This window comes from Chryseobacterium edaphi, from assembly GCF_025628985.1.
GTDB lineage: Bacteria > Bacteroidota > Bacteroidia > Flavobacteriales > Weeksellaceae > Chryseobacterium > Chryseobacterium edaphi.
Genome location: NZ_JAOTEM010000004.1, coordinates 332,496 through 348,112 on the forward strand (window position 1 = coordinate 332,496; position 15,617 = coordinate 348,112).

17 protein-coding genes are annotated in these 15,617 nt (G+C 31.5%); all 17 read right to left on the reverse strand.

Features of this window, described 5'->3' with window-relative positions; genetic code table 11:
* Window positions 1-4: 4 nt before the first annotated feature.
* The 17 genes from NZ698_RS15975 to NZ698_RS16055 all read right to left on the reverse strand — a co-directional run bounded on the left by NZ698_RS15975 (window position 5) and on the right by NZ698_RS16055 (window position 15,617).
* Complete coding sequence (locus tag NZ698_RS15975) at window positions 5-223, reverse strand: acyl carrier protein (protein ID WP_263004198.1); 219 nt, start codon at window positions 221-223, stop codon at window positions 5-7.
* Window positions 224-229: 6 nt separating this feature from the next.
* On the reverse strand, window positions 230-1,321 hold the full coding sequence (locus NZ698_RS15980) for an aromatic ring-hydroxylating oxygenase subunit alpha (protein ID WP_263004199.1): 1,092 nt from the start codon (window positions 1,319-1,321) through the stop codon (window positions 230-232).
* The gene (locus NZ698_RS15985; protein WP_263004200.1) at window positions 1,318-1,962 is read right to left on the reverse strand and encodes a PglD-related sugar-binding protein; all 645 of its coding nucleotides are present in this window, start codon (window positions 1,960-1,962) and stop codon (window positions 1,318-1,320) included. The genes NZ698_RS15980 and NZ698_RS15985 overlap by 4 nt, the downstream gene beginning before the upstream one ends.
* The gene (locus NZ698_RS15990; protein WP_263004201.1) at window positions 1,962-2,978 is read right to left on the reverse strand and encodes a ketoacyl-ACP synthase III; all 1,017 of its coding nucleotides are present in this window, start codon (window positions 2,976-2,978) and stop codon (window positions 1,962-1,964) included. Before NZ698_RS15990 ends, NZ698_RS15985 begins: the two co-directional genes overlap by 1 nt.
* Window positions 2,979-2,983: 5 nt before the next feature.
* Window positions 2,984-3,589, reverse strand: a complete 606-nt coding sequence (locus NZ698_RS15995) for a sugar transferase (RefSeq protein ID WP_263004202.1) — start codon at window positions 3,587-3,589, stop codon at window positions 2,984-2,986.
* A gap of 2 nt (window positions 3,590-3,591) precedes the next feature.
* Entirely contained in the window at window positions 3,592-4,785 is a 1,194-nt protein-coding gene (locus tag NZ698_RS16000; RefSeq protein ID WP_263004203.1) for a glycosyltransferase family 4 protein, read from the reverse strand.
* Between the two features lie 6 nt (window positions 4,786-4,791).
* Window positions 4,792-5,931 (reverse strand): non-hydrolyzing UDP-N-acetylglucosamine 2-epimerase, encoded by a 1,140-nt coding sequence (gene wecB / locus NZ698_RS16005; RefSeq protein WP_263004204.1) that lies wholly within the window; start codon window positions 5,929-5,931, stop codon window positions 4,792-4,794.
* Window positions 5,932-6,006: 75 nt separating this feature from the next.
* A complete protein-coding gene (locus NZ698_RS16010; RefSeq protein WP_263004205.1) occupies window positions 6,007-7,125 on the reverse strand; it encodes a polysaccharide biosynthesis C-terminal domain-containing protein in 1,119 nt (372 codons plus the stop codon).
* Window positions 7,126-7,190: 65 nt separating this feature from the next.
* Window positions 7,191-7,601: a WxcM-like domain-containing protein gene (locus NZ698_RS16015; RefSeq protein ID WP_263004206.1), complete on the reverse strand. Its 411-nt coding sequence runs from the start codon at window positions 7,599-7,601 to the stop codon at window positions 7,191-7,193.
* A 27-nt stretch (window positions 7,602-7,628) separates the two neighbouring features.
* Window positions 7,629-8,663 carry a polysaccharide biosynthesis protein gene (locus NZ698_RS16020; RefSeq protein ID WP_263004207.1) on the reverse strand — a complete coding sequence of 345 codons (1,035 nt, stop codon included), beginning with the start codon at window positions 8,661-8,663 and terminating at the stop codon, window positions 7,629-7,631.
* Window positions 8,653-9,777 carry a glycosyltransferase family 4 protein gene (locus NZ698_RS16025; RefSeq protein WP_263004208.1) on the reverse strand — a complete coding sequence of 375 codons (1,125 nt, stop codon included), beginning with the start codon at window positions 9,775-9,777 and terminating at the stop codon, window positions 8,653-8,655. Before NZ698_RS16025 ends, NZ698_RS16020 begins: the two co-directional genes overlap by 11 nt.
* Window positions 9,774-10,802: a glycosyltransferase gene (locus tag NZ698_RS16030; protein ID WP_263004209.1), complete on the reverse strand. Its 1,029-nt coding sequence runs from the start codon at window positions 10,800-10,802 to the stop codon at window positions 9,774-9,776. The genes NZ698_RS16025 and NZ698_RS16030 overlap by 4 nt, the downstream gene beginning before the upstream one ends.
* Window positions 10,784-12,106, reverse strand: coding sequence for an O-antigen polymerase (locus tag NZ698_RS16035; RefSeq protein WP_263004210.1), 1,323 nt, complete (start codon window positions 12,104-12,106; stop codon window positions 10,784-10,786). The genes NZ698_RS16030 and NZ698_RS16035 overlap by 19 nt, the downstream gene beginning before the upstream one ends.
* On the reverse strand, window positions 12,103-13,047 hold the full coding sequence (locus NZ698_RS16040; protein WP_263004211.1) for a glycosyltransferase family 2 protein: 945 nt from the start codon (window positions 13,045-13,047) through the stop codon (window positions 12,103-12,105). The genes NZ698_RS16035 and NZ698_RS16040 overlap by 4 nt, the downstream gene beginning before the upstream one ends.
* A complete protein-coding gene (locus tag NZ698_RS16045; RefSeq protein WP_263004212.1) occupies window positions 13,044-13,925 on the reverse strand; it encodes a glycosyltransferase family 2 protein in 882 nt (293 codons plus the stop codon). The genes NZ698_RS16040 and NZ698_RS16045 overlap by 4 nt, the downstream gene beginning before the upstream one ends.
* 2 nt (window positions 13,926-13,927) lie before the next feature.
* Window positions 13,928-14,608 (reverse strand): SDR family oxidoreductase, encoded by a 681-nt coding sequence (locus NZ698_RS16050; protein WP_263004213.1) that lies wholly within the window; start codon window positions 14,606-14,608, stop codon window positions 13,928-13,930.
* Window positions 14,609-14,624: 16 nt separating this feature from the next.
* Entirely contained in the window at window positions 14,625-15,617 is a 993-nt protein-coding gene (locus NZ698_RS16055) for a 3-oxoacyl-ACP synthase III family protein (protein WP_263004214.1), read from the reverse strand.

A 15,617-nucleotide genomic window follows, 5' to 3' on the forward strand; every position in this document is an offset into this window, starting at 1 on the left:
AATCCTATTTTTGGGTCAATTGAAATAAATCTGAAAGAGTATTAGCATTATTAATGCTATCTCCATTCAATTTAGCCTCATATTGTTCGTCAAACATTGCGATTAGCATTAAAGCTGTCATTGAATTCCATTCATCCAGATTTTTAAATTCTGTATCAGGAGTAATTGCTGCTCTATCCGTTTCTTCTAATAATTCGTAGAAGTTTTCTAAAAACTGTTCCATTGTATTTTATTTATAGTTAATAATATTGTTTATATTTTTGTGAAAAGATTCAATTCTGAATTCCTCTTCACCGAATATTTGTTTTTGCTCGGGAATAATACTTAAATTTTTCTGGATATCTTCCAAAATTGCTCTATCTTCAAAAATAACTCTTGTTGAAGAATCTAAGGAAGCCTGCGCGTAAGCATTAAGTAGCATTCCTTCCTTTTTGGTAAGCTCTGTATATTTGGGTTTTACAAATTCCGCATATAATTTTGTGTAATCCGATCTTTCGGGAGATAGCTTTCCAATATAAAATAAATTCCCAGCTGTGCTTGAAATGAATAAATTTGGAAATATATACCAATGTTGCAAAGATTTATGTGAGTACTGCGTTTTAGTTAAAAAAGACAGTTTCGCCTCTCTCTCTGTCTGTAGAGCAGTAGTTCTGATAGGATAATCAACTTTATCGTGACCACTCTCGCAGTAATGATTTTCAGGTTTTTTGCCTCCGATTCCAATGGGAACTAATGTTTCTTTATGAACGCTACTGCAATGATAACATTCTAACACATTTTCTACCAATAATTTCCAATTGGCCTTGTGATCAAGAACTAATGTTTCATTATTGATAATGTCATCAAAAAATGATGATAATTCGATCAATTTATCATAAAAAGATCCCAAATGTTTATCTAAAGAAGTAAGATCTTCTTTATTTACTTTCACAAAAATAAACTTCCCACAAATTGCTACTTCATATTGTTCTAATTTAGGTCTGCTACAAGATGCTAATTCTTCCTTTAAACATGCGGATCTAACCATAGGACTTCCACTATCGTCGTAGACCCAATTGTGATACGAACAAATTAAATGACCATTCCCTTCATTTCCAGTATGAATATTATTAAATCTGTGAAGACAAATATTAGAAAAGCATTTTAGCTCCTCTCCAAAATTCTGAACAAATAAGGAAACAGAGCCACATCTGTATGTGATATAATCATTCTTATTCTGCAGTTTATCTGAAAGTCCAACAAAAAACCAACTTTTATGAAAAATGGTGTCTTGTTCTTGTTGAAGCACATTTTCATCTGTATAATTGATATTTTTAATCATAAGTTGATTTTTTTAGCCGGGATTCCGAAGTATGTATTGCCGTCTTTTAAATTTCGCATAATACTTGTATTCATCCATATATTATTATTGTTTCCAATATTTTTGTTTTGTAAAACAGTGGAATTGACTCCAAAATCATTCATACGACCGATTGTTACAGCTCCTGAAATCGCAACTCTGGGACCAAAACTATTTACATCACCAATTTTACAATCATGACCGATTCCTGTGTAAGAATTAAATATATTAAAATTACCAATTTCTAAGTGGGTGGAAAGAATTACATAGTGCATGATGATATTACCTTCTCCTATCTTCAGGTACTCAGAATCAACTATAGCGTAAGGAGAAAATAAATTTGGAAAAGACATCTTACTATTTTCTTTCAATTTATTAATTATAAGTTCTCTCGTTTTAACATTATTAATAGTAATTACAATATCTATTTCAGAATTAATATTGATAAGAAAATCTAATCCTGCAAGAATTTTCACCCCACGAAGTTCGGTATTTTGAAATCGAGGATTATCGTCGATGAAAAAAACTTGATTCCACTGTTTTTTTTCTTTTTGAATAATTTCTACCAAATGCAAAATTTCTGTAGAAAAACCTCCTGCTCCAATTAAATATAAATCTTTCATTACAATTTTCTATCAACACTAATAACTGTACCTCCCCATGACAATCCCACACCAAATCCAACTAAAGCTATATTTTTCACTGGAAATTCACCCGAATATTTCTCACTCCATCTTTTTAGAGCAATCGGTATGGTACATGATACTGTATTTCCTCCATCTTCCAGATCAATGTAAAATCTTTCTTTTGATGCTTTTATTTTCTTCCTCAAAAAATCGAGCATAAAATGATTTGCCTGATGGAAGACAAACAAATTGCAGTCATCAATTTCTAAACCATTCTTTTGCAACAAATTTAAAGTGAATTTCGGTATAACAGCACTTGTAAAGTTAAAAATTTCTGGGCCATCCATGTACAATTCATTATCTGTATATTGATTACCTGACCCATATTCTTTTAATTGTGAAATGGGTTCAATTTTATTTTTACTTGCTCCGTTTTTAATAATCAGTTTATCAAATCCCTGACCATCTGTTCCAAACAAAAAATTTTGAATATTATTATTCTCTTCATCAAAGGATACTATCGTAGCTGTGGCTGCATCACCAAAAATTCCTCTATTTGATTTGTCATCTGAATTAAGATACTTTGAATAAGTTTCCGCAGTCACCAGCAAAACATTTTTTGCCTGTTTTGTCTCCACCAAACCCTTCGCCATACTCAGACCATAAATATAACCGCTACATCCTAAATTAAAATCAAAGGCCCCAACTGAGGTATCTATAGCAAGTCTCTGTTGCAAAATGCAAGCTGTAGTTGGTAATATATATTCAGGACTTTGAGTACAATAAATTATAAAATCTACATTATCTCTATCAAAGTTCTGAAAAAGTTTTAAGCATGCCTTTTCAGCCAAATCTAAAGCTGTCTCATTGTCATCTACCCAATATCTTTTTTTGATTCCTACCTTAGTATCAAATTTACTAAAGTCATAATCAGGAAATTGTTTTGAAAGGTCATCATTTGTATAACCTGTGTCAGGAAAGATATATTCTATATGTTTTAGTAATGCTCCCATTAAGTTTAATTATAGCCATTAAATGCTTCTGTTGTAGCCTGACCATCGGCAGAAATTCCCTCTCTCACAAATACTTTTTTTATTGTTTTAAAGAAAATTTCCAAGTCCAAAGTTAATGATAAATGATTGACGTACCAAACATCTAACTCAAACTTCCTAGACCAGGAAATTGCATTTCTACCGTTTACCTGTGCCCAACCTGTAATTCCCGGACGAACATTATGGCGACGCTTCTGCTCTTCGCTGTATAATGATAAATATTGTGGCAATAAAGGTCGCGGTCCAATCAAGGACATATCACCTTTTAGTACATTTATCAATTGTGGTAATTCATCCAAAGATGTTTTTCTTACAAAAGCTCCTATTGATGTGAGTCTTTCAGAATCAGGAAGAAGATCTCCATTGGAATCTTTTTTATCATTCATTGTTTTAAATTTGATGATTTTAAAGATTTTCTCTTTTAATCCCGGACGTGCCTGAAAAAAGAAAGGCTTACCATCGTTTGCAAAATACAAACCGATTGTTGCAATAATAAAAACCGGACTTAAGATCAATAGTGCAAAAAATGCAACAGTGAAATCAAGTAGTCTTTTTATATAATTTTTATACATCTTTATATTTTTTCAATAATCAGATTATAAGATCTATCTACCAAATACTCATTCTGCAACAATTTTTCTGCATTATCTCCTAATATCCGTAAATCACTTTTAAGCAACGCATCCAATTTCATTTGCATTTCATTTTGATTTCCTGCAATAACTTTATATCCGCAATTTGCTTTTTCTATAATATCTCCAATATCTGTATTTGAATCAGTGGCGGCAAGTACGGGTATTTTCATTTCTAAATATGATAATAATCTAGATGGGAAATTAGGGATTAGAAAATTTTTATCCAAAAATATTAAACCTACGTCACACGCTGCTAACAATTTGTCATAATCTTCTTTCGGTAAACGTTGAAGAAGTTTTGCATTACCGGGTTTCTTATTATTAAACCATTCCTGAATTTTAGGAAATTCAGTTCCGTCACCTACGATCAGGAAAAATATATTATCAAATTTTGTTGTCTGAATGGTTTCCAATAAAAAATCTAGACCTTGCGGTTTTCCTAAATTCCCTCCGTAAACAAAAACTTTTTTGTCTGTTGGAATCTGATATTTTTTCCTAATAGATTTTTTTTGTCCGTCAGAATAATTAAAAATAACGGGTTCAATCGTATTCGGATTTACTTCAACTTTGCTCTTATTGATTTCAGGATTATGTTTTAATACAAAATCAACATTAGCTTCTGACATGCAGCCAATTGTATCTGAAATCTGATATAATTTCTTTTCTTTTCTTACAAACTGTTTATGTAAAAAACCACCATCTTTAAGCATATTCATATCCACAGCATTTTGCGGAAAAATATCTTTCAGTAAAAGATAAGATTTTGCATGATCTCTTTTTTTTACAAACTCAATTACCTTTGCAAATGTAATCGGAGGTGTAGAATATAATACCAAATCAAACTTTTTATCGGAGGTGTATTTTTTAATCGCCGAAAGATACTGGTATTCTATAGCAAGAGTACCAATTCCTTTCTCAATGATATTTGTTTTCTGAATATTGAATGTTTTTACCTGAAGAATTGACACTCCTTCTTTTTCTTTGAAATTGGTAGAAACTCCTCTCCTCCTTTCCATTGGCGTTACAATGGTAACATCATGTCCTTCATTACGAAATTTTCGTAATAAGTCCTGATAAATTCCACGATCTTCTATGGAGTTAATTTCAACTAAGGTCAAAAAAATAATATTCATTCTATCTTAAATTTCCTCTGACCAAACAGTCCTTTTAATATAATCTGTATAAGAAATAATAATTCTCACCACTTTTTCAGAAACATTCGGCATTGAATAATCTGAAACAGGTCTAAAATTTCTTTCAGTTCCTACTTTTTGCTGTAAAACCTGCGTCAAACCCTGCAAAATTCTTTCCGGAGACAAGCCAACCATCATTACGCTTGCTTCTTCCATAGCTTCCGGTCTTTCGTGTGCCTGACGAATATTTAAAGCTCTGAAATTCAGTATAGAAGATTCTTCAGAAATTGTTCCGGAATCTGATAAAACCGCGTATGCTCTTTTTTGCAAAGCGTTGTAATCATGAAAGCCTAAAGGTTTCAAAAACTGAATTTCAGGACGCATTTCCATCTGCATTTTATCAATCATATTTTTCGTACGCGGATGAGTAGAAACAATAATTGGATATTGATATTTTTCTGCGATTGCATTCAAAGAATCCATCAAACCTCTGAAATTTTTCTCAGAATTAATGTTTTCTTCACGGTGAGATGAAACCACAAAGAATTTTCCATCTTCAAGATTCAGCTTTTCGAGAACGTTTGAAGTATCGATTTGAGGTAAATAATGATTTAAGACCTCAAACATCGGAGAACCTGTCTTAATAATACGATCTGCAGGAAGCCCTTCTCTTAAAAGATATTCTCTTGCAATATCAGAATACGTTAAATTAATATCTGAAGTATGATCTACAATCTTACGGTTCGTTTCTTCAGGAACTCTTTGGTCAAAACATCTGTTTCCTGCTTCCATATGGAAAATAGGAATATGTCTTTTCTTAGCAGGAATAGCACATAAACATGAGTTTGTATCTCCTAAAACCAAAAATGCATCAGGCTTTAATTCTTCCAACAGCGGATCAATTTTAATTAAAATATTCCCTACTGTTTCTGTAGCTGTTTTTCCTGCAGCTTCTAAAAAATAATCAGGTTTACGAAGTCCCAAATCTTCAAAGAAAATCTGATTTAGTTCGTAATCGTAGTTTTGTCCTGTATGCACTATGATGTGTTCAACTGCTTCAGAGGCATCCAATGCATCTAATACTCTTGATAATCTTATGATTTCAGGTCGTGTTCCCACAACCGTCATTACTTTTAGTTTTTTCATTATATAGCTTTTGCTGTTTGCATTTGTTTTTTAACACTTGCTTTCAGCTTTTTATAGTTAAATTTTAATTATCAATTACACTTCAAGAAAATAGGTATCCGAATTCTCAGGATTAAATGCTTCATTGATCCAGAAAATCGTATATAATTCTTCTTCTCCAATGTTTTTGATGTTGTGAGTGTACCAAATCGGCATATCTACATAAGCAGGCTCGTTTCCGTCAAGATAAAAATCTAAAACCTCATCTGTATCAATTTTTCTTAATTGAATCAAAGCTTTTCCTTTAATTACAGCAAAGCGCTCAATTTTTCTTGTGTGATAATGATTTCCTCTTGTGATATTAGGAACTGTAGTTGAAAAAGAGCATTGTCCGCCAATTCCAAGTCTGATCACTTCAACAAAAGCTCCGCGAGGATCTGTATGTTGCGTAAATTTTACCGGATAATGTGTTTTATGATCAATATATGATCGATATGTGTTAAATAAATTATGCTCAAAAGAATTATTGATCAGAGGAATTTCTCCGCCGTCAAAATATTTCGTTTTATAATCATTTAATAATGCTAAAACCTCAGAAACTTTATTAGTTGAGGTGGCGTCAATATAAAATTCCGGTTTGCTATTTTCTTCTCTAATTTCAGAAATGATAATATCAACCAATTCCTGAACATATATTAATTTTACATCACCGTCTATAGCAATTGTCGGCGTTTCTCCGTGTGTTAACTGATAGCAAAATGTAGCAACGAAAGAATTGTAAAATGGTTTTCCAAAAGCTCCAAAAACATTTGGAATGATCAAACCTGTTATTTTCCCACCGTTTTCGGTAGCCCAATTTGCCAAAGCTTCTCTACCTTCTTTTTTTGATTTTCCATAAAGATTATCTCTTTCTTCCTGAGTGGAAGAAGAAATCATTACGTGAGCTTTTGAATCGGTTCTTTTTAAAGAATCTACAAGCTTCTGAGCTAAACCAACATTGGTTTCGTAGATAAATTGTTCGCTTTCGTGACGGTTCATTGCTGCAAGATGCACAATTACATCGCATTGCTTTACAAATTGATCTAACTCGTTTTGATCTTCAAAATATTCTTTTTTAAAATCAATACGTTCAAATTCTTCAGGAAACAAGCCCAAAGTATTGTATAAATGTCTTCCGACAAAACCATTCTGACCGGTAATTCCGATTTTTTTCATTTTTTAAAATGCTTTTAGCAAACCTAGAACTAATGGAAAACACCAATTAGTTAAAAAGATTCTGCTTATATATTATTAAAATAATCTAAACTGTATCTGTATTCATCATTGATTTCTCCCAAATCATAATCAGCTAAAACCAGCAATTTACTTCCCTCCTGTTTCGCCTGAATTGCAGTAATACAGCCAGACGGAATGTGAAGGTAAGTTAGTACATCATCTTTTAAAAGATATTTCTTCTGTGTTAATTCTTTGGAAGGATTTGTAAAATTATCTACTACAATAACAGAAATTTCAAAGCTTCCTTTCAAACACGCAAACCATCGCTGCTCTACTTTATGACCTTGCCAACCACGAATAAAATCTGTTGAATGATTTTCAATAGTGTAGATTCTTTTGATCTTCGAAGCATCAAAATCATTATTATAAGTAATGATCCCTCTTTCATCTTCGTGACGTTTTCCTTCAAAAATCATAGCAAGAAATGACAATTACAAAAATTATTAATATGGATATTGCATCACATCTTCTCCAAAAACTTCCTTTCGAATCAGCGGCAATGTAGAAATCAACTTTTTCAGACCTTCAACACCTTCTTGCTTTGTATTGTGAGAATGATAATCTTCAATTTGGGCAACTTCTTCCTCTCCTTCAGAGAAATACTGTGCATAGTTCAAATCTCGGTTGTCTGCAGGTACTCTGTAGAAATCTCCCATATCTTCGGCTTTTGCCATTTCTTCACGGGTACAAAGCGTTTCGTATAATTTCTCTCCGTGACGGGTTCCGATTACTTTTACAGGAACTTCTTTACCTGTAAGTTCAATTAATGCTTTTGCCAAATCACCAATACTTCCTGCCGGAGCTTTGTTTACAAATAAATCTCCAGGGTTTGCATGTTCGAATGCAAATAACACCAAATCAACTGCATCTTCTAAAGACATAAAGAAACGTGACATATTCGGATCGGTAATCGTAATAGGCTCACCTTTTTGAATCTGATTTAAAAACAATGGAATCACTGAGCCTCTTGAAGCCATTACATTTCCATAACGGGTAAGACAAACCACTGTATCAGTAGTATTTCTGGATTCTGCAACAGCTACTTTTTCCATCATTGCCTTGGATATTCCCATTGCATTAATCGGATATGCAGCTTTATCGGTTGACAGACAAATAACTTTTTGTACTTTATTTGCAGTAGCAGCACGAATGACATTCTGTGTTCCTTCAACATTGGTTTTCACAGCCTGCATCGGGAAAAATTCACAAGAAGGAACCTGTTTTAACGCTGCTGCATGAAAGATATAATCTACTCCTCTTGTAGCCGGCTCAACACTTGAAAAATCTCTTACATCACCAATATAATATTTAATTTTATCGTTTTTATAAAGATTACGCATGTCATCCTGCTTTTTCTCATCACGAGAAAAAATACGGATTTCTTTGAAGTGGTCTGTGTGTAAAAATCTGTTTAGAACTGCTGTTCCGAAAGAACCGGTACCGCCTGTTATTAAGAGTGTTTTATTTTTAATTTTCATGATCTTTAATCAGTTTTTTAATAATATTGAGGTAACTATTTGTTCTGTCCATACTTGTACCGAAACGTTTTAAATTTTCGATTCCTTTATTTACCAAATCATTTCTAAGACTTTCGTCATTAATTAACTTAAAAATACCTGCCGCGTAAGACTCCGGATTTATAGGTTCACAAAAATAAGCAGAATCTCTGCAAATATCACGAGAAAATCCTAAATCTGACGCAATTACTGGTTTTTTCATCAACATAGCTTCTAAATACGTCGCTGAAAAAACCTCTAATAATGTTGGTATAAAAACAATATCTGACTGTTTATATAATGATGGTATTTTTTCTAAACCTACCTTTCCTAAGTATTCTATATTTCCATTGCACAATTCCGGGAAATTTAGATCTTCTTTATTTAGCGTAATCAAAAATTTAAAATCTTTGAGACCAAATTTATCTTTTAGAATTCTGATAACTTCGGGAAGTATCATCATATTCTTGTGCGGATAGTTTGCCGTTAAAAATAAAATATTTAACGAACTTAAGGATATATTTTCAAAGTCAGCCCACTGATCCGGTTTTAAGAAAATTTCATTAAGTGTATTCCCTACTGTAAAACTATCTTTCTCGAAATGTTCCCTTTCTGTAAATATTTTTCTGGCATTTTCAGTTTCAAAGATCAATCCGTCGGAATATTTTTTAAAACTGTAGGTTTTGATCACTGTCAGTAATTTATAATATAGTTTCTCTTTAAAGGAAATTTTCTTAAAAAATGGTGATTCAGGATAGATGATAAAAGGAATCGCAAAACCTACCAATTTCGGAAATTTGCTTTTATGGTAGGAAGGTCCAAAAAGAGTGAAAATACAATCTGGTTTTACAGTATCTTCTACTTTTTTAACGCTTTTAATCCTTTTTGCCTTTGATTTTTCTTCTGATTTTTCCAAATTGTAAAATGTAAAATTATTCGGAAAAACTTCTTTTCCAATCATACCTGCACAATTCACAGATTGTATGACATGAAAATCATCTGTGAGATTCATGTTTTTTAAATCTCTCAGAAATGAGGCTGCAACCTGTAAACCACCTCCCGCAAATAGATTAGAATTGTCTATAATGAGTATCATCTAGTATAAATTTTTACCTGCTCATCCGAAATTTTTGAAAAATCCATATCAGAAATATTGTGTCTGAATTTATTATATGTAATTATATCAGCAATTTGTAAAATAGTATTCCGGAGGTTATCATCACTATTATCATCTAGAGTAAACACTAATCCATTATATCCGTCTACTAAAACCTCATCTACGCATCCTACTTTATTACTTGCTATTACAGGCATTCCATTATTTAGCGCCTCTTCAACAACTAAACCCCAAGGTTCCGATTTAGATGGTAATAGTAAAACGTCAAAATTTGTATAGTATATATGGAGTTTATTATTATCAATAGATCCATAAAATTTAACATTTTTAGGTGCTGTGGACTTCAAATGTTTTTCTAGCGGACCAAATCCTATAATATGTAAATTAAAATCTGCAAGTTGCGAAAAAACCCGCATTAATAAAGACAGGTTTTTTTCCTCAGATAGCCTGCCAACATATAAAAAGTCTTTAACATTTTTTCTACCCTCATATACAGGCTGATTAACATAATTAAAGATACCCACCCCTTTTGTTTTCTTTATTGCACCGTTAAATCCTAATGCTTTTAACAACTGTATCTGTGATTTCCCAGATGCATAGGCGCAATTTTGTCTCTTTAAAAAAAATTTCTTGATTTCCGCTTTCAAACCTTGGGTTTGGGATTCATAGATACTAGATTCCACAATTACAGAATTTTTCTTTTTAGGGCTAAAAAATGCGGCAATATACAACAGTGGTTCATCCCAACCTCCTATTACTAATTCTTTATAATTTGCTGTAATGAGTAATTTTAAAAGTAATAGATATTTAATACTTGATGATCTTCCACTTAGATCAATATAATCAAATTTTATCAAATCTTTTTTAAAAAAATCTTCATTTCTCACTTCCGCTGTTTTTCCTGTAAACACTACAAATATTTTTTCGCATTCAGAAATTTTATTGAAGAGATTAATTTTATAGAAAGCGGGAAGATTTGTTATAATTATTTTATTAATTTCCATTTCTTAAATAATTTTGAGAAAATAAAAGCGAACAAAATCGTAGAGATCATCATCATAGAAGATGTTAGCACAGATCTTATCGCAAAAAATAGCCAAGCAATCACAGAACTTGAAACAATTAGTATAAAATAAGATTTTATCTTTGTAGTGAGAAGTTTTTCATTGAGTTTCGATAGCAAAATTCCAATAAAAAAAAATATCATAATAGTCATATACGTTCCAAAATCCATGTATATTTCCCCTAAAAAACCTGATGCAGTAGAATGCCCACTGTCATCATACTCATCAGTATATTCTCTTATCAGCCAATAATCGATTTGAGTTGGCTTTGATTGCCAAATTACTCTTGGAACCCAAAAATAGAATATGAATGAAAAACTTTTTCCATAGGTGTAATCATTTTTTTGAGTATAGTCAGTAATCATTGCAGCATTTCTAAATACGCCTTCTTCGGTAAAGTTGCTTACTACTTTTTGGTTAAATGAAGAATCTTCATCAGACGAAGTAGACTCGGTTTTTGTACCGGATGCTATACCAACATTACGGTACTGTAAGAAGAAATTTCCTATTACCCCTATTAAAAGCAAAACAATTCCTAAACTTACAATTTTTTTTAGTTTCAGATTAAAAAGTGACGAATTTATTAATGCAATTAATCCAAACAATAGCAAAAACCTTGTACCACTACCTAGATATAAGATGAAGATAGGTAACGAATACAATATAACTTTTGGGTAATTATCTTTCCCATAAAACTGCCTAAAATAATATTTATAATTAATAATACAAATTACTCCAACAGAATAACTGAAAGATGAAAATAGACCATATTCAAAGGCATTCTGTCGTCCTTGAGTAAAACCTTTTATAATTAAAACAATATTTCCAAAAAATATTAGATAAGTTAAAAAAATATTAAAAGCGAAAAATGACTTCCTCTTTTTTATGAATAGAAATTCTTGATTCTCAGATTCTTTAACATGTCCCTTACAAAAAATAACTTCGTGAGTGTAATATCCCGCCAAAAAAGTAATTGTTGAAAAAAGCACTGTATGAAATGCCGTTTCTACATTCTCTCTTCCCCAATCTATTATTAAGTCGTCTGTATTGTTTAGAATTTCTTTGAAATAAATGTAAACAAACCCGAAAATAAATATGGATGCTAATGAAACATATTTATCTTTTATAATGTTATACGCTAAAAAAATAATAAATAGCCATAGTAATATATTTGCAGATAACAATAAATCATTATATGAAATTAAAGTAATTAAAAATAGAAAAAAAATTAAAAATAATCTCACTTGAAAATAGATAAGAAATTGTAAATAAATGTAGGTTTTAGGGTAGGAACGTAAAGCAAAAGACCTTCAACTTTGTAAACCAACCGATCACTCTTTAATAAGCACTTTTTTATGAAAGGAAATCTTTTCGAATATTCGAGGTTAAATGTTTTTTTATCTATTTCTTCAGAATTTCTAAGATTGTACAGAGCATTATTAAACAGCAACCCAATTCTATTAAAGAAAATAGTTTTATCTTCTTTTGATTGCGAAAAATCATAAAGTTCTCCAATCACGATTAGCATATCAAAACTTTTTTTAGGATTACTTGATCTGGTGATGGATCCCTCCCTAAAATTCACACAATAAATCAACTCACTTAAACTTACAATATTTTTCGCTAAATATAACATTCTATTTACAAATTCTTCATCTTCATGAAAAATACCTTTGTAAAATCTCAAATGATTAATAGATAAGAATTCAATATTCATGATATACACTACGGCTCCTACAAAAAAATTAGAATCTTTTAAAAGTTCAATTCCATTTTCAATTTTTGAAGGAATAAAGCTTTTGATTAATTTTTCTTCCTTAAATTCTCCCAATCCTATAACAATAACATCCTTTTTTGATTTCTCAATCGACTGTAAGATTAAATTTAGACTACCAATTGCTATATAATCATCTGAATCTACAAACCATACATATTGACCTTTCGATGCTTCAAGCCCAATATTTCTGGCTTCAGATAAACCTTTATTTTTTTGATCAATAACAAATACATTGGTATATAACCGCTCATACCTTTTGCATAATTCTAATGAATTATCTGTAGAACCATCATTGACAATTACTATCTCAAATTTAGAAACTTCTGCATTTTGTAATAAAATACTATCCAAACATTTCTCTATATATTGACAAACATTGTATACAGGAACAACTATGCTTAAGATCATATAATAGTTTTGATTTGAAAGACATTTTTAAGATATTGTTTAGTAAAAAATAAGAAATTTACAATATCATAATTTTTAAGGCTTTGGTAAGCACCTGATTTGCTAAGTTTAGCATTGAAAATGATTGTTTCTCTATTATCTTTTACAAAACTTAATGCTAATTGTCTGGTAATGACACTATTTTTAATTTTTTTCACTAAACTAACCCCTGACCATGTACCACCTTGATGCTCTCTATAAACTGCCATTTTTTCGTTCATCAAATAGAAATCACCGAATTGTCCTAAGAAAGACCATATAATAAAATCACCAGAGGGAGATATCGACAATTCTTCCGGAATTTTATTAAATTTATTTCGGAATACGGCAGATAATGTAGGAATATGATTTTTGAATAAATCGGCTTGTGTAAATGAAAGTGGTTGTGAAAGGATTTCTGAAATTTCGATTTTTACATTAAAATTTAGTTTATCCACAAGGTGTCCACAAAGAACAAAATTTTGATTTTCTTCTAAAAAATCGATTTGTTTTTGCAGTTTAAAAGGATCTGTCCAATAATCATCACATTCTAATGCAGCTACATATTTACCTTCAAGATTGGATAATAAAACAACATTATTTTCTCTTGCACCAACATTTTTATTCTGCAAAATGAGCTTTATTCTATCGGGATATCTTTTCTGATAATCTAAAAGCAGTTTTCTTGTTTCATCAGTAGATTTATCTTCCGCAATAATCATTTTATATGTATAGGATGTTTTTTGCATCAAAACACTTTCAATAGATTGTGCTATAAACTTTTCATGATTATAGGTAATCATTGCTATAGATATATCGGGAACTCCCGAAGTTAAATCGATTATTTGATAAGAATCCATAATTATACTAAACCTCCATTTAAATCGATTGATGAACCATTAAAATATGCTGTGCTAATTATAAAATTAACAGTAGATAATATTTCTTCTGGTGTTCCAAGTCTTTTAGCCGGAATGGATTGAATAAGATTTTCTAAATAATCTCCAGGCACTTGTTCAATCATTCCAATATTAAAATAGCCAAGATTGATATTGTTAATTGTTACATTTTTATTTCCATTTTCTACAGCCAATGCCTTAGACATTCCCCAAAGTGCGGCCTTCGATGAAGCGTAAGCACTAGTCCCTGGAATGCCTTTTTGTGCAACAACTGATGAAAAATTAATAATGCGTCCGTAATTATCCTCGCGCATTTTTGGTAATGACAGTCTAATCATATTAAAAGTTCCTAATAAATTTACTTCAAAAACTTGTTTCCAATTGTCAAAATTGGCTTTATGTCCAAAAGAATTATACGAAATTCCTGCGGTATTCAATAAAATAATGTCTTTCAAGGAATCTTTATGCTGATCAAAAAAGGCTATTACTTCCTCTTCTTTTGTAATGTTTATTTTATAATATCCATCACTATTTCCTTCGGGTAAAGTTGTATTGTAGAAACCTATTACTTCTTTGCCTTCGCTCTTAAATTTTTCAAATAAAAACTTTCCTATTCCCCTTGAAGCGCTTGTAATAATAATCATATCGTAGTTTTATAATTTAATTCCATTTAATAATTGAAGCACCATAAGTCCATCCTGAACCGACCGCTGCAAATAGTAAGATATCTCCTTTTTTTATTTTTCCTGCTCGGTTCAACTCGTCTAATAATATTGGAATAGTTCCTCCACTTGTATTGGCGTATTTATCCATATTTGTCATGACTTTAGCAAATGGCAAACCAATTATTTCCGCTGTTTTTTGTAATATTTTTATTGAAGGTTGATGTGGAACCATAAGATCAATATCATTGATTGTTAATCCTGTGTCTTTAAGCACTTGAGAAATTGCAATTGGCAGAACTTCTGTTGCAGTTTCATATACAGCTCTTCCATTCATTTGAAAATAATGTAATTTATCTTTTACCGTATCTTGAGTTGCAGGAATTTCTGAACCTCCGGCAGGAATTGTAAAGTTCCATTTTCCTCTACCATTTGTATAAAGTCTAAATGCCAAAAAGCCTTCTTTCTCATCTGCATGAGAAAGCACAGCTGCGCCAGATCCGTCTCCAAAAAATACCGCATCTCTTCTTGTCCAATCTGTGATTTTTGAAAAAGTATCAGCTCCAATTACTAAAACGTTATCATAAACTCCGGAAGCAATAAACTGTGATGCGACAGACATTGCGTACAAAAAACCGCTACATACTGCAGAAATGTCAAAAGCTACAGCATTATAAGCTTCAATTTTATCTTGAACAATAGCTGCCGTGGAAGGTGCTAACCTATCGGGAGTTGCTGTTGCAACAATAATTAAATCAATATCTTCCTTTGTTAAACCTGCATTTTCAATAGCTTTTTTTGCCGCATTAGCAGCTAAATCACTTGTGAATTCATCTCCTCTTGCTACTCTTCTTTCTTTTATTCCTAGGTTTTCTTCAATCCATTGTGGCGTCGTAGAAAGAGTTTCTGCCAAGTTTTCATTGGTAATTATTTTTGATGGCGTGTAAGAACCAGTCCCAATAATTTTCACATTTCGGACAAGCTGTTTCAT